The following is a 19,882-nucleotide window of genomic DNA, read 5'->3' as shown; positions in this document are numbered from 1 at the left end:
CTGCGGTTGGCGCCGGTTTCTCCTGCAGCACCCAGCCGCCATACTGACGTTACAAAAATGCACGAGCATCCTCATGGATCTGATCTTCCTCGGTACCTCTTCCGGCACGCCGACCAAGTCCCGCAATGTCAGCGGTGTAGCCCTACTGGAAGATCAGGGCAAGGGCTGGTATCTGATCGACTGTGGCGAGGCCACCCAGCATCAACTGCTGCACACACCACTGACGCTTCACGGCCTGCGCGCAGTGTTCATCACCCATGTGCACGGCGATCACTGCTACGGTTTACCGGGCCTGCTCGCCAGTGCCGGAATGGCGCGGCGGCAGGAACCACTGGAGATCATCGCTCCGAAGGCAATCGAAGACTGGATCAGGGCAACGCTGGAAATGAGCCAGAGCTGGTTGCCCTATGAACTGCAATTTCATGCCACCGAGGCGCTCGATGGCTGGTCCAGTTCCCAAATGCGGGTCGAGGCTACCGCTCTTTCACATCGCGTCCCGAGCTGGGGATACAGCTTTACCGAAACCCGCCCGGACCCGAGCCTCGATATCGACAAGCTCGACCGCGACGGCATCCCGCGCGGCCCACTCTGGGGCGAGCTGATGCATGGCCGCGAGGTCGCGTACGAGGGCCGTACGCTGCTCAGCGAGGACTATCTCCTCTTCAACCGTGCACCGCGTCGTGTGGTTATCGCAGGCGATAACGACCGGCCCGAACTGCTCCGCGACGCCTGCCAAGGCGCGCAACTACTGGTTCACGAAGCCACCTACACCCAGGCGATTGCCGAAGCTGGTAAAGCTGATTTTGGCCATAGCACAGCCGCGCAGGTCGCCACTTTCGCAGCGTCGGTAAAGCTGCCGCATCTGGTGCTGACGCATTTCAGTGCACGGTATCAAGGCGCTCCGAGTCGAGGCTTATCGATTGAGGACATTCGGCAGGAAGCCGCAGGGCATTTTGGCGCGAACCTGATATTAGCTGAGGATTTCCTGCGAATTAGGCTAGACAAGCATGGTCAGCTGCAACGGGTGGCAGGTACGACCAGGACGCGTGCGAAGCACCCCTGAGCCTGCAACCTGCGTTTAGCCTGAAAGAACCGCCACCGAGAACAGCAGATGCAAGATTGCTGAATGATAACTTTTATCATTTACATTCAGTTTACATATCGCTATTGTCGCCTCCTCTTTCACTGGAGATGACACCGTGCCATCAAACGCAACCCGTCTATTGCCATTGCTCAGCCTGCTCGCCGCTCCGGCCGTGTATGCACAATCCGCCTCCCCGCTTGAGCTTCCCGCTACCGCAGTAACAGGTGCCCGCGAAGAAGCAAGCTATAAGCCGGAAGCGAGCACGACTGCTCTGAAGATCGACGCTCCGCTGCGCGACATTCCGCAGTCGGTCAACGTAGTGCCGCAAAGCGTGCTCAGGGATCAGGGCGCCGATTCTCTGGAAGACGCGCTGAAGAATGTTCCGGGCATCGGCCTGAGCAACGGCGACGGGCAACGCGACCAGGTCACTATCCGGGGCTTCAGTGCGATTGGCGACCAGTACATCGATGGCATCCGCGATGACGCGCTTTACTACCGGGACATGTCGAATATCGAGCGCGTGGAAGTACTCAAGGGCCCGGCCGCTGTGCTCTACGGTCGCGGCTCCTCCGGTGGCCTGATCAACAGCGTGACGAAGAAGCCGACCTTCTCGCCAGAGCAGGAAGTGGGCGTCAGCTTCGACAGCGAAGGAAAGCGGCGCACACAATTCGATGCTGGCTGGGCGGATCAAGAACAGCAAAACAAGGCATTTCGGGTGACCGGCGCGCTGGAAGACAGCGACACCTTCCGCGAGGATGCCTTTCTGGAACGCAAGGCCCTGGCGCCATCGGCCTATTTCCGCCTTTCCGATGACCTCGAAATCAACCTCGGCGCGTCGTATCTGTATGACAAACGTCTGATCGACTTCGGTATTCCCGCACTCAACGGCCGCCCCGTCGATGTGGACCGCGACAAGCGCTTCGGTTCTGCCGATGCGAGCCAGGACTACACCCGCAGCGAAGTGTTCTCGCTGACAGCGGGCATCGACTACCGAATCAATGACGCCTTCACGTTGAGCAATACCAGCCGCTACTACCACTACGATCTGGACCGTAACAACACCCTGGCACACACCGATGTCAACCGCTTCGTTACTGCTCCGGACGGCAGCCTGCTGGTCAAGCTCAAGCGTGGCAACGTCCAGCGTAAGGAAGATGGCTGGTTCAACCAGACCGAGCTCAAGCAGAACGCGGTCTTTGCCGGAATGAGCCATCAATTGCTCTACGGCGTTGAGTTTGGCCGCCAGGAAAAGGACCAGCAGTTCTACAACCAGAACGACATCGCGCGGGTGCCCGTGTATGGCGATACGCTGCTGCCGGTGCCTTCCCAGGCCAATCAGAAGACGGGGGACGGCCTCAATACTCAGGAAACCACGGGCCTCTACGTCCAGGACCTGATCGAACTGTCGCCACACTGGAAAGCGCTGCTGGGCGTGCGCTACGACGAGTTCGACCAGTCCTTCCGCAATGACCTCGATAACAAGGCCGAACTGGAACGCACCGATTACACGCTTAGCCCGCGCGCGGGTCTGGTCTGGCAGCCGGATGACATGCAGTCCTACTACCTGTCGGTCAGCCGTTCCTATCAGCCGTCGGGCGAGATGTTCCAGGTCAGCACGACCAACGTTGAGCTGGACCCGGAGGAAACCACGAACTACGAGATCGGCGCCAAATGGAACCTGTTGCAGGATCGGCTCACGCTGACCGCCGCGGTATTCCGTCTCGAACGTACCCAGATCAAAACTACCGACCCGGTCAATCCGGCCAAACTGGTACTGGCGGGTGAGCAGCGTACCGACGGCTTCGAAGCCACCTTCATGGGTCAGGTCTCGGACAACTGGCAGCTGTATGGTGGCTACGCCTTCCTGGATGCCGAAATCACCAAGTCGAACAGCGAGACCAACGGTGTCGACAACGAAGGTCAGGTCCCGACGCTCACGCCACGCCACAGCGCCAACCTGTGGGCAGTGCGCTCACTCGATACCCACTGGCGCGTTGGCTTGGGCGCCAACTACGTCGGCAGCCGATACACCGCGCTGGACAACGATACCGAGCTACCAGGCTACACCACCGTCGACGCGGCGCTGTTCTATCAGCAACCCAAGTGGGATGCGGCATTGCGGCTGTTCAACGTGTTCGACAAGGAGTACTACGCCTCGGCCCACGGCTCAGTCGACCTGATCACCCCCGGCGCGCCGCGCACTCTAGAGCTGAGCGCCAACTACCGGTTCTAAATGATTTCGAGTAGCTGAAATTAACGAGGCGCTTATCGATAAGCGCCTCGTTTCATTTAATCGCCTGTATTACCGCCGGCCCTACCCAGCCAGCTCACGACGGCGATTCTGAAGAACAACCGAAGCTGTAACACTCAGCAGTCAAGCCTCCACCTGACTCCACTGCTTGTTCAATCGTTTGTCCGACACCGCCATCTTCGTCCCCAGCTGCTGCGCCCAGAGCGATACGCGGTATTCCTCGAGCATCCAGCGGTAAGCCGTCAGTTCGGGGTCGCGTTTGCCTTCCTGCTGGTGCTTCTTCAGTCGCGCCTGGTACTGCTCCCAGTAACCGGCCAATTCGCCGGACCACACGCGGTCACGCTGAAGCTGAGCGCCGATCTTCTCGAAGCGTTGCTCGACAGCCTTGAGGTAGCGTGGATATTCCTTCAACCACTCACCCGGTGTTTCGCGCACGAAGCCCGGATAGACCAGATTGGCCAGCTGCGCCTTGATGTCGTTCAACGCCACCGCCTGAGCCAAGTCGATCTTGCCTTTGAAGCGCTTCTGCAGCCCGTGCCAGAGCTTGAGAATGTCCAGTGTCAGGCGCGCCAGTCGTTCGGCATGCGGCGCCCAGTCACCGCGCTTGCGCTCGGCCAGTGACGCCAGCGCAGCGCCATCGCGGGGCAGCTGGGCTTCGCCGTCGAGGATGCAGCTATCGAGGCTGGCCAGCAGGATGTCCTCGACCAGTGCATCGATTTTGCCCATGTCGCGATAGAGCAGCGCCAGCTCGGTGAGGCCTGGCAGTTTGTTGCGCAGGTACTTCGCCGGCTCGGCCAGTTGTTGCAGCAACAAACGCTGCAGAGCGCGGCGATGCTGATAATCGGCCTCGGCCTGGGTCGGGAAACGGCCTTCCTTGACCACTCCACCCTCCTCGACCAGTGCGGGATAGACGGTCATCGACAAGCCGGCCATCTTCGCCTGAGCCTTCTCGGCCACCTGAGCGAACCCTTTGGCCTCGACCGGTTTCTGTTCGGCCTTCTGCTGCGGCGGCACCAATGCGGCCTGGCTGGCTTCGCTGAAGCGTGCCGTCAGTTCGGCCAGATCACGGCCTTCTCCGAGGAACTTCCCACGGGCGTCGACCACCTCGATGTTCATCTTCAGATGGCTTTCGAGCCCCACGGCCGCTTCCGCCCAGGCATCGTCCGACACCCGGGCACCGGTCATGCGCAGCAGCTCGCGGCCCAGCGCATCCGGCAGTGCGCCGTCAGCGAAGGTGATTTTCGAGAGCGCGGCCTTTACGAAGTCCGGCACCGGGACGAAGTTCTTACGGATCGCCTTGGGCAAGTTGCGCACCAGTGCCACGGCCTTGGCCTCGATCAACCCCGGCACCAGCCAGTCGAGCCGCTCGGCACGCAGTTGCGGCAGCAGCGGCGCAGGCACACGCAGCGTCACGCCATCGCGCGGGTGGCTGGGTTCGAAGTGGTACTCCAGCGGCAGCTGCAGTTCGCCAATACGCAGATGGTCCGGGTACTGCGCCGCGGTGACTTCGCTGGCGTCACGCGCCAGGACATCCTCATCGCACATGACCAAGAGCTGCGGGTTCTTCTGACTTTCACGCTTGTACCAGGTCTCGAAGCTCGCGGTCTGGTAGATGTCTTGCGGCACGCGCGCGTCGTAATAGGCGAATAGCGTGTCCTCGTCGGCAATGATGTCGCGGCGACGGGCCTTGGCTTCCAGCTCGTCAAACAGCTCCAGCAGCTCGCGATTGGCGGTGAGCGCCTTGGCGCGGCTGTGCATCTCGCCGCGCACCAATCCCTCTCGGATGAACAGTTCACGCGCAGCGGCCGGATCGATGGGACCGAAATGCACCGGCCGCCGCGCCACGACGATCATGCCGTACAGGGTGACCTGCTCGAAGGCGACCACCTGCCCGCGTTTCTTCTCCCAGTGCGGCTCGAAGTGGTTGGTCTTGGTCAGGTGCTTGGCCAGCGGCTCGATCCAGTCGGGCTCGATCTTGGCGACCATGCGCGCGAACAGCTTGGTGGTTTCGACCAGCTCGGCCGCCATGATCCAGTTGGGCTTCTTGCGACCGATGACGCTGGACGGATGCACCCAGAAACGTCGCTGGCGCGCGCCGAGGAAGTCGCCCTCCTCGGTCTTGTGCCCGACCTGGCTGAGCAGCCCGGACAGAATCGCCTTGTGCACCGCCGCATAGCTTTTGGCTTTCTGCGCGGCCTCGCTGGCTTCGGCTTGTTGGGCCAGCTTGACGTTGACCTTTTTGTCCTTTGTCAGAGCGGGCCTATCGGACGAAGAGGCTTCGCCGTCTTCCACCCTACTGAGATCCGCAGCTTGAGCGGACTTCGCATTGCGAGACTCGGCGTGCTGGCGATCCTGACGCTGCGATACCCGCTCATCCGCAGGCTGGCTGCCACGGTTCTGCGCGCTATCGTTGAGCTTCAGCTCCCGAACGATCAGCGTCAGCTGGCGATGCGCATCCCGCCACTCGCGAAGCCGCAGATAGTTGAGGAAGTTCTTCCGACACCAGGTGCGCAACGGGTTGGAACCGAGCGCCTGGCGCTGCTCCTCGAAACCGCGCCAGAGATTGATCAGCGCCGCGAAATCCGAGTCCGGATCCTTCCACTGCGCGTGGGCCTGGTCGGCCTGCTGCTGTCGATCAGCCGGGCGCTCGCGCACGTCCTGCACCGACAGCGCGCTGGCGACGATCAGCACCTCGGCCATGCTGCCCATCTTCGCCGCTTCCAGCAGCATACGCCCGAGCCGTGGGTCGATGGGCAGGCGCGCTAGCTGCCGGCCCAAGGGGGTCAGCTGGTTCTCGCGATTGACCGCCGACAGCTCCTGCAACAGGTTGAAGCCATCGCTGATGGCTTTGCCGTCCGGCGGCTCGATAAAGGGGAAATCCTCGATCTGGCCGAGGCGCAGATGAAGCATCTGCAGAATGACGGCCGCAAGGTTGGTGCGCAGAATCTCCGGATCGGTGAATTCCGGCCGGCTGAGAAAATCCTCCTCACCGTACAACCGGATGCAGATCCCCGGCTCGACCCGCCCGCATCGCCCCTTGCGCTGGTTGGCGCTGGCCTGAGACACCGCCTCGATCGGTAGCCGCTGCACCTTGGCGCGGTAGCTGTAGCGACTGATGCGCGCCGTACCCGAATCGATCACGTAGCGGATGCCTGGCACGGTCAACGAGGTTTCCGCAACGTTGGTCGCCAGCACGATTTTGCGGCCGGCAGCGGGCCGGAAAATCTTCTGCTGCTCGGCGGGCGTCAGCCGTGCATACAGCGGCAGCACCTCGGTGAATTTCAGATTGGCCTTGCGTAGAACCTCCGCCGCATCGCGAATCTCCCTCTCACCTGGCAGGAACACCAGCACGTCGCCGGGGCGCTTGCCGATGCTGCGCTCGTGGGCATCAATCTCGTCCAGCGCCGCCAGAATGCCTTGGTCGACGGTGAGGTCATCCTCAACGCGGTTGCCGTCCTCATCGGTCTCGGCGGCCAGCGGGCGATACCAGGTGTCGACCGGAAAGGTGCGTCCCGAGACTTCAACGATTGGCGCACCATTGAAATGCTCGGAGAAGCGCTCAAGGTCGATGGTCGCCGAGGTGATGATCACCTTCAGGTCCGGCCGCCGCGGTAGCAGCGTGTTCAGGTAGCCGAGCAGGAAATCGATGTTGAGGCTGCGTTCATGGGCCTCGTCGACGATGATCGTGTCGTAACGCTCGAGGAAACGGTCGTGCTGAGTTTCGGCCAACAGGATGCCGTCGGTCATCAGCTTGATCAGCGAGCTGTCCTTGCTCTGATCCTCGAAGCGCACCTGATAACCCACCAGCTCACCCAGCGGCGTGCCGATCTCCTCGGCAACCCGTGTGGCAACGCTGCGCGCAGCCAACCGACGCGGTTGAGTATGGCCGATCAGGCCATGCACACCCCGTCCGATCTCCAGACAGATCTTCGGCAGCTGGGTGGTCTTGCCTGAGCCGGTTTCACCCGCAATCACCAGCACCTGATGCTTTTCCAGCGCGGCCTTGATCTCGTCACGCTTGGCCGCGATCGGCAGGCTGTCGTCGTAGCGCATGACCGGCACACTCTGGCGCCGCGCCTCGACCTTGGCCGCTGAAGCTTGAAAGCGCTCAAGCCACTGAGCGAGGCGTTCCTCGTCAATCGGGGCGGCACCGGCTTTTTTGCGCAAGTCGTGCAGCTGACGACGCAAGCGATGACGGTCGGCGTACATCGCCTGATCGAGGTTTTTCAGGAGTTGTTCTGAAGCAGGCGTTGCGTCGGTCATGGACTGCCGTAAGCGATTTCGTGATGGGCGCGATTGTCGCAGATTTGCCCGGCTGGCCGTAAGGAAAGGGATTGGCGGAAGGACCGCGCCGGCGAACCGGCGCGGTGTTCAGACGATCAGCGGATCCAATGACCCCAGCGTGACTTCTCCTGTACCTGCTGGATGCGCATGGCACCGATGCTCTGCTCGGCCGCCGCCGCTATCTCGTCGTCGATCATCTTGGTCGACAGGGACAGCCAACTGGTCGCGAAGGCCAACGCATCGCCGTGCAGCTCCAGCGCCTCGGTGGAGAGGTTGCTGAGGTCGTCGCATTCGTTGTGGTAACACGGATCGTACGCTTGTCCGGCCGCACCTCCGTAACGCTGCGCCTGCTCCTGGGTCTTGATGTCTTCAGCGCCGGTAAACAGCCCGCCAAAGGCGATACCGTCTTCGAAGAACTGCGCATAGTCGGAGCGGAAGTCGATCTCGGTGCCCTCTGACTGCGCGTTGCGCAGCTGGAAGTACGAGCGGAACAGGCGCTCGATTGCACCCGAGCCGGGCGGGCCTTGCAAGCCGAAATCAGACCCGTCGCCGTCATAGATAAAGTTCGCGTAATTCGGCGAACCAATCATGTCGACGTTCAGATAGGCCTTGATCTGCTCCTTCTCCTCCTCCGGCAATTGGTTGACGTAGTAAGTCGAGCCGACCAGCCCCGACTCCTCTGCACCCCACCAGGCAAAGCGCACCTTGTTCAGCGGGTAGGCTCTGCTCATCAGCGTTGCCATTTCCAATAGCGCGGCGCTACCGGAGCCGTTGTCGTTGATCCCTGGCCCTTCGAACACCGAATCCAGGTGTGCGCCGACCATGATCACATTGTCAGGATTGCCCCGACGGGTCTCAGCTAGCACGTTGTAGGTTTCGGTCCGTTCGCGCACCACGTCGACGTTCATGCTCAGCTGCAGACCATCGGTCCCGGCCCAGGTCACACCATTTCCATAGGTGGAGAACAGCACCGGGATGCCGCCCTCATAGTCCTCACCCAGTGTGGCAACCAAAAGCCCCTTTCGGTCCTCGGTATCGCCCTGATTGAAGATGATCGCACCCGCTGCCCCGGCCGCAGCGGCATTGGTCGCCTTCTGACCAAACGCGCAAGCGCCGCGTTGCATCAGTGCAATGGCGCCAGCTGGGAAGCCTGCAAAGTCTTCCGGTTCACATCCGCTGGTAGAGGTATTACCGAGGCCGAGGGAAAGGTCCACCGGAACGACCGGCGCGGTTACGGTCCCGGGGTCGGTCTGATCGGCATAGGTGAAGTCTTCCTCCCAGGTGTACTGCACAGCCTGCGGCGCGACCGCAGCGAGTGAGCCTGGCCCCTCGGGGTAGAACGCGAGGAAGGGGAAGGTCTGCACCCGTACCCGGTAACCGGCGCGCTCGAGCGTGGTGCGTACGTAATCGACCGATGCCTGATAACCAGGCTGACCGGACGCGCGATTGTCATTGTTCAGGGAGGCGATGTCCTGCAGCTGCTGCAGGTGCGTCATGACGTTACTCGCCTGCATACAGCGAGGCAGCCCGAGCGGCGTTCCTACCAGCAGCGGCGAGCGGCAGACCCGTGAGTCGGGCTTGCCAGGGCTCCAGTAATCATCAAACGCAGCGATGTCCGAGGTGGGCGCGGCGAGTGCCGCGGTGGAAGCCAGTAAAGCGAAAGAAGCAACTACCCGACGTGCATTGTTTTTCTTTTGCATGGGTAACTCATCCTTGCAACGAGATTGATGGGCAGGCCGCAAAATGGCATGCGCCATCGTCCCCTACGGCATTAAGTGGACGCGGCCATAGGGGACTAGACCGGGACGCTTATATCCCGGTTCTTACTCTCGCGCCGGACGGCGCTACCTTCTGTCGCCTCGCTTGAACCTGTCTCGTCTGGGCCATGCGCAGGCCATGCCTACGGGTCTCAGCGCAGCCGGCGCGGAATCATTTGCCTGCTGCGCTTAAACGCGGAACTGTCCAACCAGTCCCTGCAGGCGTCCTCCAAGACCATCGAGCTCCCGTGCGGTCTGAGCACCTTCGGCCGCGTCGCTGGCAACACCGTCCACCGCATCGGCGATGTGGTGCACGCTGCGGTTGATCTCTTCAGCCACCGCGGTCTGTTCTTCCGCGGCACTGGCGATTTGGGCGTTCATCGAGTTGATGGTACCGATCAGCGCGGCGATGGCGTCCAGTGATTCGCCGGCCTGGTTGGCTTGCACTTGCGTTGTCTCGCCCTTCTCACTGGCGCGCCGCATGGTGCCTACGGTGTGCGAAGTTGCGCTCTGCAGGCGGTCAATCATGTTTTGAATTTCACCGGTGCTCTGCTGGGTGCGGCTGGCGAGGGCCCGCACTTCGTCTGCAACCACGGCGAAACCTCGACCGGCTTCCCCGGCACGGGCCGCTTCGATCGCCGCGTTCAGCGCCAGCAGGTTGGTCTGCTCGGCAATCGCACGGATTACATCCAGCACACCGACGATGCCCTCGACGTCCCGCTGGAGCCCCTCCAATGAAGAACCACTGTCCCGCAGCTCGCCCACCAGCTCGTGAATCTGTTCAATGCTGCGGTCGACCACCTGCTTGGCAGCCAGGCCTTGCTGGTCGGTTTCCTGCGCAGCTTCTGCCGCCCGCTGCGCGCTCATCGCTACTTCGTGTGCCGCAGCCGACATTTCGTTGATCGCCGTGGCTACCTGGTCGGTCTCATGCCGCTGGTCTGCCATCGCTTGTTCCGAGCGCTGCGCCTGGCTGGCCACCGCGCCAACCAGCCCGGTCAGCTGAGTAGTGGTGCCAGCAACCTGCTGAACCAGGGTATGGATCTTTTCTACGAAACGATTGAAGGAGCCGGCCAGCTCGCCCAGCTCGTCGCGGCTCGTGATGGGCAAGCGATGGGTTAGATCGCCGTCTCCGGCGGCCATATCGTCCAGCTTGGTCTTGATCAGCAACAGAGGACGCAGCAGTGCGTTGCTCATGAACACCGCCAAGACTGCAATCAGTGCCAACAACGCTGCGGAAGAACCCAGCATAATGCCGACTAGCGCATCGATGCGCTGCTGGAACTCGGCACGCGCAGCTTGCACATCTCGTTCTACACCGTCGAGGTTCAAAGAGGTACCGAAGACCAGCTTCCATTTCGGCAGGTAATCGGCGTAGCCGATCTTCGGCACCACCGTACTGCTGCCTCCAAGCACAAAGCTGTAATCCACATAGTACGTACCGTTCTGCCCAGCCTCGACCAATTCGCGGATGGCATATACACCGTTGGGATCACGGAAGTCATAAAAGCTTTGGCCAATCTTGTCTCGGGTATTGCCCTGCAAGATCCGCACGGCTTGGCTGTCATAACCCCAGAAATAACCGTCTTTACCATAGGACAGTTGCTCTAGAACGGCCACTGCCCTGTCGCGCGCCTCTAGATCGCCGTCGGCGGAGGCATCATATATAGGCTTCAACGCATTACGGGCCAGCTGGACATAATGTTGCAACTCGGCGCGCCGGTCATTGATCAAGCTCTGGCGGGTCTGTTGTTCCTGCTGTTCAGCGAGACTACGTAATTCGTGGACTGCGAGGCCGCTGAACAGCATGGCCAGAAGAAGAATCGGCCCAAGTGCAAGCAGTAGCAACTTCACACGCAGGCGCAAATTAGAAAGCATTTTTTGGTCACCAAGTCAGTCGAAAACATAAATCGCCGTGTTTAAGGCGTCAATTTATCGTTACGACCACTTTCGGCTTGAGCTTAAATTTCTTGACTCCTTTTTTGTTACGGACCGTAAACGTGGAAGCTTTACCCCCAGGCAAAGCAGGGTGGTCTCGACGGCAATTAAACGCGGAACTGTCCAACCAGTCCCTGCAGGCGTCCGCCTAGGCCATCGAGCTCACGTGCGGTCTGAGCACCTTCGGCCGCGTCGCTGGCAACACCGTCCACCGCATCGGCGATGTGGTGCACGCTGCGGTTGATCTCTTCAGCCACCGCGGTCTGTTCTTCCGCGGCACTGGCGATTTGGGCGTTCATCGAGTTGATGGTGCCGATCAGCGCGGCGATGGCATCCAGTGATTCGCCGGCTTGGTTGGCTTGCGCCTGCGTTGCCTCGCCCTTCTCACTGGCGCGTCGCATGGTGCCTACGGTGTGCGAAGTTGCGCTCTGCAGACGGTCGATCATGCTCTGGATTTCACCGGTGCTCTGCTGGGTGCGGCTGGCGAGGGCCCGCACTTCGTCTGCGACCACGGCGAAACCTCGCCCGGCTTCCCCGGCGCGGGCCGCTTCGATCGCCGCGTTCAGCGCCAGCAGGTTGGTTTGCTCGGCAATCGCACGAATTACATCCAGCACACCGACGATGCCCTCGACGTCCCGCTGGAGCCCCTCCAATGAAGAACCACTGTCCCGCAGCTCGCCCGCCAGCTCGTGAATCTGTTCAATGCTGCGGTCGACCACCTGCTTGGCAGCCAGGCCTTGCTGGTCGGTTTCCTGCGCAGCTTCTGCCGCCCGCTGCGCGCTCATCGCTACTTCGTGTGCCGCAGCCGACATTTCGTTGATCGCCGTGGCTACCTGGTCGGTCTCATGCCGCTGGTCTGCCATCGCTTGTTCCGAGCGCTGCGCCTGGCTGGCCACCGCGCCAACCAGCCCGGTCAGCTGAGTAGTGGTGCCAGCAACCTGCTGAACCAGGGTATGGATCTTTTCTACGAAACGATTGAAGGACCCGGCCAGCTCGCCCAACTCGTCGCGGCTCGTGATGGGCAAACGATGGGTTAGATCGCCGTCTCCGGCGGCCATATCATCCAGATTGCGCTTGACCAACAGCAGAGGCCTCAAAATGGCATTGCTCAGGAACACCGCCAGCCCGGCAATCAACACCAGCAGTGCGGCAGCTGAGCCCAGCATGATGGTCGTCATGCGATCAATGCGTTGTTGGAAAGCCATGCGCGCCGCCTGCACGTCCCGCTCGACACCATCGAGGTTCAACGAGGTCCCGAACGCCAGGTTCCATTTCGGCAGGTATTCGGCATAGCCGATCTTTGGCACTACGGCCTTGCTATCTGGCATCTCAAAGCTGTAGTCGACGAAATGAGAGCCATCCTGAGCAGCCTTGACCAGCTCGCGAATCGCAAAGACGCCGCTGGGGTCCTTGTAACTAGCAAAGCTCTGACCGATCTTTTCGCGAGTATCGCCTTGGAAAACCCTCACTGACTGATCGTCATAGCCCCAGAAATAGCCCTCGGTGCCATATGAAAGTCGTTCGAGAAGCCTGACTGCTTCGGCTCTCGCCGCCATGTTCCCGTCGGCAGATCGGTCGTAGAGCGCACCAATGGCGTTGCGCGCCACTTCGACATAATGCTTGAGTTCGGCGCGACGATCTCGCGTCAGGCTTTCACGGACGTTGCTCTCCTGCTGCCGTGCCAGGTCGCGTAATTCGTAGACGGCGATGCCGCTTAGCATCACGGCCAGCACCAGCGTCGGCACCACTCCCAACAGCAGCAGCTTCACTCGTAATCGAAGATTGGCAATCATGCGCTTTGACCCCACTTTTCACATGGATTAATACCGTCATTGTGACAAGGAGTAAGCGAGGCAGACAGCAGCCAAAGGTCGCATGTAAATGAGTTAGCAAAGCCGTTTGTTACGTTGACCGGTGGCCGTATAGAAACGCAAAAGCCCCGTCAGAGCGGGGCTTTTGCGTACCAGTAACGGTTATTTCTTTCCGAGTTTTCTGAGCTCTTCGTCGCGAAGTTCTCGGCGCAGGATCTTGCCAACGTTGGTAGTCGGCAGACTGTCACGGAACTCGACGGTCTTGGGTCGTTTGTAACCGGTGACGTTGTCGTGCATGTGCTGCATGACCTGTTCCTTGGTCAGGCTTTCGCCCGGTTTGACCACAACAAACAGCTTGATCGCCTCGCCCGATTTCTCATCCGGCACCCCGATGGCCGCGCACTGCAGCACGCCTGGCAGGGTTGCGAGCACGTCTTCAAGTTCATTGGGATAGACGTTGAAACCGGAGACCAGAATCATGTCCTTCTTGCGATCGACGATGCGCATGTAGCCGTCGTCCTGGATGATGCCGATGTCGCCGGTCTTCAACCAACCCTCAGCGTCCAGGATTTCATCGGTGGCTTCCTGGCGCTGCCAGTAGCCCTTCATGACCTGAGGTCCTTTGACGCAGAGCTCGCCGATAGCGCCCATGGGCAGGTCGTTGCCCTCGTCGTCGATGACTTTGCACAATGTCGATGGCATCGGAATGCCAATGGTGCCGATCTGGATGCCACCGAACGGGTTGACCGAGACCACTGGGCTGGTTTCGGTCATACCAAAACCTTCACAGATTTCGCAACCGGTGACCTGCTGCCAACGCTCGGCCGCGGCTAATTGCAGTGCCATACCGCCGGAGAAGGTAGCTTTCAGCGAAGAGAAATCGAGCTTGCGGAAGTCTTCGTTGTTGCACAGGGCGACAAACAAGGTATTCAGCCCGACGAAACCGGTGAAGCGGTATTTGCCCAGGTCCTTGACGAAGGTCGGCAAGTCGCGCGGGTTGGTGATCAGCACGTTGTGTGCACCGATCAGCATCATGGTCATGCAGTGAAAGGTGAACGCATAGATGTGGTAAAGCGGCAGCGGCGCGACCATCGTTTCGCAGCCGTTGCCCAGCTCCGAGCCCATCAGGGCGCGACACTGCAGCATGTTGGCGACAATGTTGCGGTGGGTCAGCATCGCACCCTTGGCCACGCCTGTAGTACCGCCGGTATATTGCAGAACCGCCACTTCATCACTGGCCGGATTGGCTTCGCGTGCCACCTTGCCACGGCCCAGCGCAATGGCGTCGGTAAACTTGACCGCTTTCGGCAAGTTGTAAGCCGGCACCATTTTCTTCACATGCTTGACCACGGCGTTAACCAGCATGCGCTTGACGGTTGGCAGCATATCGCCAACCTCAGTCACTACGACGTGCCGGATGCCTGTCTTCGGCAGCACTTCTTCCGCCAGGTGAGCCATATTGGCGAGGCAGACCAGCCCCTTGGCGCCGGAATCGTTGAACTGGTGCTCCATCTCGCGCGATGTGTAGAGCGGGTTGGTATTGACCACCACAAGCCCAGCGCGCATGGCGCCAAACACGACGATAGGATACTGAATGACGTTAGGCAGCTGGACCGCGATGCGATCACCTGGCTGCAGATCGGTGTTCTGCTGAAGATAGGCAGCAAACTCACCGGACAGTTTGTATAGCTCACCGTAGGTCAGGGTCTTGCCGAGATTACTGAAGGCAGGCTTGTCTGCGAATTGCTCACAGGACTGTTTGAGCACAGCCTGAATGTTCTGGTACTCATCGGGATTGATCTCACTGTTGACCCCGACAGGATACTTATCCTTCCAGAAGTTATCGGTCATGTAACCCCACTCCTAAGCGACAGCTTTACTGCATATAGCAGCTGTTTTGTTGTGTTTTGTTAATTTTTGTACGGAACTTCCGGCCAAAAAGTGGATTCGAGGTTAGCAGTTTTGGAACTGGCCGAACAGTGTCCAGCCAGAGCAAAAAGGGCACAAAGTGACCGATCAGGATTTACCGGTCACTTCGAGAGCAATCTCAGGGATCGCTGAGATCAGGCCTGATCGCGCAATTCCCGGCGCAGAATCTTGCCCACCGGAGTCATTGGCAGCGAGTCGCGGAATACTATTTGGCGAGGCACCTTGTATCCCGTGAAATTCTCTCTGCAATAAGCCTTCAACTCATCTACGGTCAGGCTGGGATCGCTGCGCACGGCGAACAGTTTCACGGCTTCGCCGGACTTTTCATCAGGCACGCCGATCACTGCGCAGGCAGCCACCTTCGGATGCGCCATGACCACATCTTCGATCTCGTTGGGGTAGACATTGAAACCGGACACGATGATCAGGTCCTTCTTGCGATCGACGATGCGAACAAAACCATCCTCATCGATTACCGCGACATCGCCGGTTTTGAGCCAGCCCTCGGCATCCAGCACTTCGGCCGTGGCGTCGGGACGCTGCCAGTAGCCCTTCATTACCTGAGGACCTTTGACGCACAACTCACCGCGTTCACCGCGAGGGAGTTCGCTGCCGTCATCGTCGATCACTTTCAACGTTGTGCCCGGCACCGGCAGGCCAACGGTGCCCAAACGTGAACCGTCGCCGTGGGGATTGGCGCAGACCACGGGTGAGGTTTCGGTCAAGCCATAGCCTTCGGTCACAGTGACGCCAGTCATGCTCTTCCAGCGCTCGGCCACTGCGGAAACCAGCGCCGTACCGCCTGAGTTGGTGCCCTTCAGCGAGGCGAAATTGATTTTCTTGAATTCAGGGTGCGACATGAGCGCGACGAACAGCGTGTTCAGGCCGAGGAAAGCGGTGAACTGCCACTTCTGCAGCTCCTTGACGAAGCCATCGATGTCGCGAGGGTTGGTGATCAACACGTTATGGTTGCCGGTCACCATCATGCACATGCAGTTAACCGTGAAGGCATAGATGTGATACAGCGGCAGCGGCGCGATCATGATCTCCTGCCCTTCCTTGATGATCGTGTGCCCCTGCTCGTCCAGCTGCTGCATGTTGGCGTGGACCTGCTGCATATTGGCGACCAGGTTGCCATGAGTCAGCATGGCGCCTTTGGCCACACCAGTCGTCCCGCCGGTGTATTGCAGGACCGCAACATCGTCCAGCGTCAGCGACACCGGCTTGAGCCCATGCCGCGCGCCATCACGCAGCACGTGCTTGAACGACACGGACTGGGGCAGGCTGTACGCCGGCACCATCTTTTTCACGTGCTTGACCGCGGCGTTGACCAGCAGCCCCTTGAGCGATGGCAACATGTCACCGATACGGGCCTCGATGAGGACCTTGATGCCCGTATCGGGTACGACTTCCTGTACCAGCTTGCCGAAGGTATTCAGGTATACCAGCGCCCGTGCACCGGAATCCTTGAACTGGTGGCGCATCTCCCGCGCGGTGTACAGCGGGTTGGTGTTGACCACGATCAGCCCGGCGCGCAGGGCACCGAAGACAGCAATAGGGTATTGAAGCAGGTTGGGCATCTGCACCGCGATGCGATCGCCGGGTTGCAGGTCAGTGTGGTTCTGCAGCCAGGCCGCGAAAGCCGCCGAGTACCGCTCCAGGTCCGCATAGGTCAGCGTCACGCCCATGTTGCTGAATGCGGGACGGTCTGCGTGTGTCTTGCAGGAGCGCTCGAATACTTCCACAACCGAGCGAAAACCGCCCATATCCAGGTTGTTAGGCACACCGGCGGGGCGTTTGTCATTCCAGAAGTCAGGTTGCATTGTTATTGGCCTCTATACCTGAGAGTGTCTGACCCACTCGCGGCGGGCTGTGGCGAACTTAACAGCTCCGCTGTCCGGTGCAATAGCGAGGCGGGTGTAATCAGTGATGTGAATCTCCGGCCACTGCGCCAGACCACCAGACACGGGACAACGCCATCGCAGAGCTCTAGAATGCAGCCACTCGGGCGCCTTCTACGGCGCGCCTTTCGCTCCGACGGATCCTATTGCGGCGGGTTCTGTCGTTTATATCCGCATTCAGAGGTCTACGCATGAGTACGCTGAGCAACACTCCCTACGCTGATCTGGAAGTTGGCCAAAAGGCCTCCTATAGCAAGACCGTGGAAGAACGTGACATTCAACTGTTCGCCGCCATGTCGGGGGACCACAACCCGGTTCATCTGGACGCCGAATTTGCCGCTTCGACAATCTTCCGTGAGCGCATCGCCCATGGCATGTTCAGTGGCGCCTTGATCAGCGCAGCCGTGGCATGCGAGCTGCCTGGGCCGGGCACCATCTATCTCGGGCAGACGATGCGCTTCGCCCTGCCGGTCAAGCTTGGCGACACCTTGACTGTGCGTTTGGAAATTCTCGAAAAGCTGCCCAAGTTTCGCGTTCGCATCGCCACCCAGGTGTTCAACCAGCGCGACGAGATGGTCGTGGACGGTGAGGCCGAAATTCTTGCCCCACGCAAGGCACAGACTGTCGAGATCAAAGCCCTGCCGCCGGTCAGCATCGGCTGAGAACAAAGCGATGCGGGCCCAGACCAATACCACCCCTGCATCACCGGATGCTGTCACCGTGATCGGGCGGTGACAGATAGCCCAGTCGGTAACTGTTCCGGCATGGAAGCCTCTTAGGCCGCCACCAGATCACTTCATTTTGAACTGCCCGATCAGCCCGTGCAGCTCTCGCGTCATGTTGACGACCTCCCCGCTCACAGCCACGGTGTGGCTGGCTTCAGTCGCATTGGCTTCACTCAGACTCTTGATAGCCAGTGTGTTGCGTTCGACGTTCTCCACAACGGTCGCTTGCTGTTCCGCCGCAGAGGCGATCTGAGTGTTGTGATCGATGATAAGCCCCATGCTTTCGGTGATGCCCTCAAAGATCGCCGCGGTGCGGGTCACCTCTTCCACAGTTTCGGACGCATTGCAGTGGCTGGCCTGGATGATGCGCACGGCATCGCTAACCTGCTGCTGCAAGCGACCGATGGTGGCGTAGATTTCGCCGGTCAGGGCGTGGGAGCGCTGCGCCAGGCTTCGCACCTCGTCGGCCACCACAGCGAAGCCACGTCCTTGATCGCCGGCTCTGGCCGCCTCGATGGCAGCGTTCAACGCCAACAGATTGGTCTGCTCGGCGATGGTCTTGATGACGTCGACAGCTTTGGCGATCTCGCTGCTCTCCTGTTCGACTGAAGTGATCGCCACTAGGGACTGATCCATCTCGCCGAACAATCGATTGATCTGAAGAACAGCGAGCTCGATCTGCACTTGCCCGTCACGGCACTGGTCGCCAGCCCTATTCGCTTTTTCTGCCGTAGTCAGCGAATTGCTGCTGACCTCCTGGACGCTGCTGACGAGCTCGCTGATGGCGCTGGCCATCAGCTCGAGCTCGGCTGCCTGATGGGCGATGGCCTGCTGGCTGTCGATCGCACTGGTATTCAAGCGCTCGGCCTTGCCGGTGGTCGACGCAGAAAACCGCGCCACTTCACTGATCAGCTCGCGAATGCGGGTCTGCATGCGATTGAAGTCTTGCGCCAGGTCGCCCAGCTCATCGCGGGCGCGAGTCTGGATGTCATGCCGCAGGTCACCCTCGGAAAGCTGCCGTGTGCCATCAGCAATGACCTTGATGGCACCACGCACCGACAGATAAAAACCCGCAAACAGATAAAGAGTGAAAAGCACCACTACCAGCAACGCCGCTGCCCAGCTGTACAGGCTGGTACGCTCGTTCGCCAGATGCTCGGCGACTTGCTGGCGCACCGTGCTGAACAGGCTGAGCGAAGCTTGGTCAAGCAATCTGGCGACGTCATCGTAGCGGGCGAAATCATCTGCCCACAGCTGCACGCTGTCGCTGCCGAAGAAGCGCGAACGAGTATAAGGCTCGGTGACCTCTGCATAGGTCTGCGCCAGCGTTTCCGACGCCACAGCTACTTGCTGCGCGACCGCTCCGGGACCACGCTCGGCGACCGCCATGGCTGCGATTTCGCTGCCAAGGTTGATCACGGACGGCCGGGTTGCCGACTCCAGGTAGCCGTAAGCCTTCAAGTAGGCGCTGTAAGCGCCGGCCTGGGCCAGCTTTTGGTGAAGCGGGAGGATGCGATTGAGCAGGCGGTCCATTTCGCTGAACACCAGCGGATCCTGATCCTGTGCCAGGTGTGCACGGGCGGCAATCGCTTTCATCGCCTCGACATGCCCGAGCACTGGCGCGCCGTGATACATGAACAAGGTGTCAACTGCCGTGCCGCGTTCAAACTTCATCTCCTCAGCTCTGGCGGTAGGATGCGCTGCCAGCTCGCTAAAGCCATTGGCGCTCAGCCAGCGATTGAATTCGGTTGCCTGCGCCTCGTAGATTCGGCCCTGCTGAGCTATTGCCTCGTTGACGTCAGGCTTGTCGCGCGCCTGGTGAACCACCTGCAGAGCAGCCACGCGCCACGCCGCCTGCTGGACAGCCAAATAGCGCTCAAGCGCCTCGAGCCCAAGCTGCTCCTGCTCAAGCGCATCGATAGAGCGATAGATCGCGGACAGCTTGTCGCTGGATAACCAACAGTACGGCAGCATGAACACAGCCAGGATGATGATGAATTTCTGGGCATAACGCGCCCTAGACATCAGAGACAGAACCGGGGCGAAAAAAGACATAGGATTCCTCTGCATACCGCCGGCTGCAGGAAGCCGGCGTTCCAGCGCCCAGGGAGGGACGCGCTTACGAGGCTGGTTGCAACATCCTTGCCCACAACGCCGACGACCACGCTTTTCCTGACTGACTGGCCAGCATATATACCGGCCAAA

General features: G+C 60.2%; 9 protein-coding genes and 3 pseudogenes. 3 read left to right on the top strand and 9 right to left on the bottom strand.

Features of this window, described 5'->3' with window-relative positions:
- Positions 1 to 73 precede the first annotated feature (73 nt).
- Positions 74 to 1,063 carry a ribonuclease Z gene (locus ALTERO38_RS04525; RefSeq protein ID WP_159967425.1) on the top strand — a complete coding sequence of 330 codons (990 nt, stop codon included), beginning with the start codon at positions 74 to 76 and terminating at the stop codon, positions 1,061 to 1,063.
- 136 nt (positions 1,064 to 1,199) lie between these two features.
- Positions 1,200 to 3,317 (top strand): TonB-dependent siderophore receptor, encoded by a 2,118-nt coding sequence (locus ALTERO38_RS04520; RefSeq protein WP_159967424.1) that lies wholly within the window; start codon positions 1,200 to 1,202, stop codon positions 3,315 to 3,317.
- Between the two features lie 141 nt (positions 3,318 to 3,458).
- On the opposite strand, the gene hrpA is transcribed toward ALTERO38_RS04520, so the two are convergent.
- The 8 genes and pseudogenes from hrpA to fadD2 form a co-directional block, all read right to left on the bottom strand.
- On the bottom strand, positions 3,459 to 7,598 hold the full coding sequence (gene hrpA / locus ALTERO38_RS04515; RefSeq protein WP_159967423.1) for an ATP-dependent RNA helicase HrpA: 4,140 nt from the start codon (positions 7,596 to 7,598) through the stop codon (positions 3,459 to 3,461).
- Positions 7,599 to 7,714: 116 nt separating this feature from the next.
- Positions 7,715 to 9,319 (bottom strand): M28 family metallopeptidase, encoded by a 1,605-nt coding sequence (locus ALTERO38_RS04510; protein ID WP_159967422.1) that lies wholly within the window; start codon positions 9,317 to 9,319, stop codon positions 7,715 to 7,717.
- A 246-nt stretch (positions 9,320 to 9,565) separates the two neighbouring features.
- Entirely contained in the window at positions 9,566 to 10,321 is a 756-nt protein-coding gene (locus tag ALTERO38_RS21705; RefSeq protein ID WP_372239399.1) for a methyl-accepting chemotaxis protein, read from the bottom strand.
- Between the two features lie 102 nt (positions 10,322 to 10,423).
- Positions 10,424 to 11,182 (bottom strand): annotated as a pseudogene (locus ALTERO38_RS21700) (cache domain-containing protein); the annotation flags it as partial.
- Positions 11,183 to 11,418: 236 nt separating this feature from the next.
- Positions 11,419 to 12,015, bottom strand: a pseudogene (locus tag ALTERO38_RS21695) (methyl-accepting chemotaxis protein); the annotation flags it as partial.
- 261 nt (positions 12,016 to 12,276) lie between these two features.
- A pseudogene (locus ALTERO38_RS21690) lies at positions 12,277 to 13,032 on the bottom strand (cache domain-containing protein); the annotation flags it as partial.
- Positions 13,033 to 13,284: 252 nt separating this feature from the next.
- Entirely contained in the window at positions 13,285 to 14,973 is a 1,689-nt protein-coding gene (gene fadD1 / locus ALTERO38_RS04495) for a long-chain-fatty-acid--CoA ligase FadD1 (RefSeq protein ID WP_159967419.1), read from the bottom strand.
- A 212-nt stretch (positions 14,974 to 15,185) separates the two neighbouring features.
- Positions 15,186 to 16,874: a long-chain-fatty-acid--CoA ligase FadD2 gene (gene fadD2, locus ALTERO38_RS04490; protein ID WP_159967418.1), complete on the bottom strand. Its 1,689-nt coding sequence runs from the start codon at positions 16,872 to 16,874 to the stop codon at positions 15,186 to 15,188.
- A gap of 269 nt (positions 16,875 to 17,143) precedes the next feature.
- On the opposite strand from fadD2, the gene ALTERO38_RS04485 reads away from it, so the two are divergent.
- Positions 17,144 to 17,614 (top strand): MaoC family dehydratase, encoded by a 471-nt coding sequence (locus ALTERO38_RS04485; RefSeq protein WP_148924572.1) that lies wholly within the window; start codon positions 17,144 to 17,146, stop codon positions 17,612 to 17,614.
- 129 nt (positions 17,615 to 17,743) lie between these two features.
- Here ALTERO38_RS04485 and ALTERO38_RS04480 read toward each other — a convergent pair whose 3' ends face one another.
- Positions 17,744 to 19,732 (bottom strand): methyl-accepting chemotaxis protein, encoded by a 1,989-nt coding sequence (locus ALTERO38_RS04480; RefSeq protein WP_159967417.1) that lies wholly within the window; start codon positions 19,730 to 19,732, stop codon positions 17,744 to 17,746.
- Positions 19,733 to 19,882 lie beyond the last annotated feature (150 nt).

This window comes from Pseudomonas sp. 9Ag (assembly GCF_902506445.1).
In the GTDB taxonomy this organism is placed as follows: domain Bacteria; phylum Pseudomonadota; class Gammaproteobacteria; order Pseudomonadales; family Pseudomonadaceae; genus Stutzerimonas; species Stutzerimonas stutzeri_AB.
This window is presented reverse-complemented; position numbering and strand designations above follow the sequence as displayed.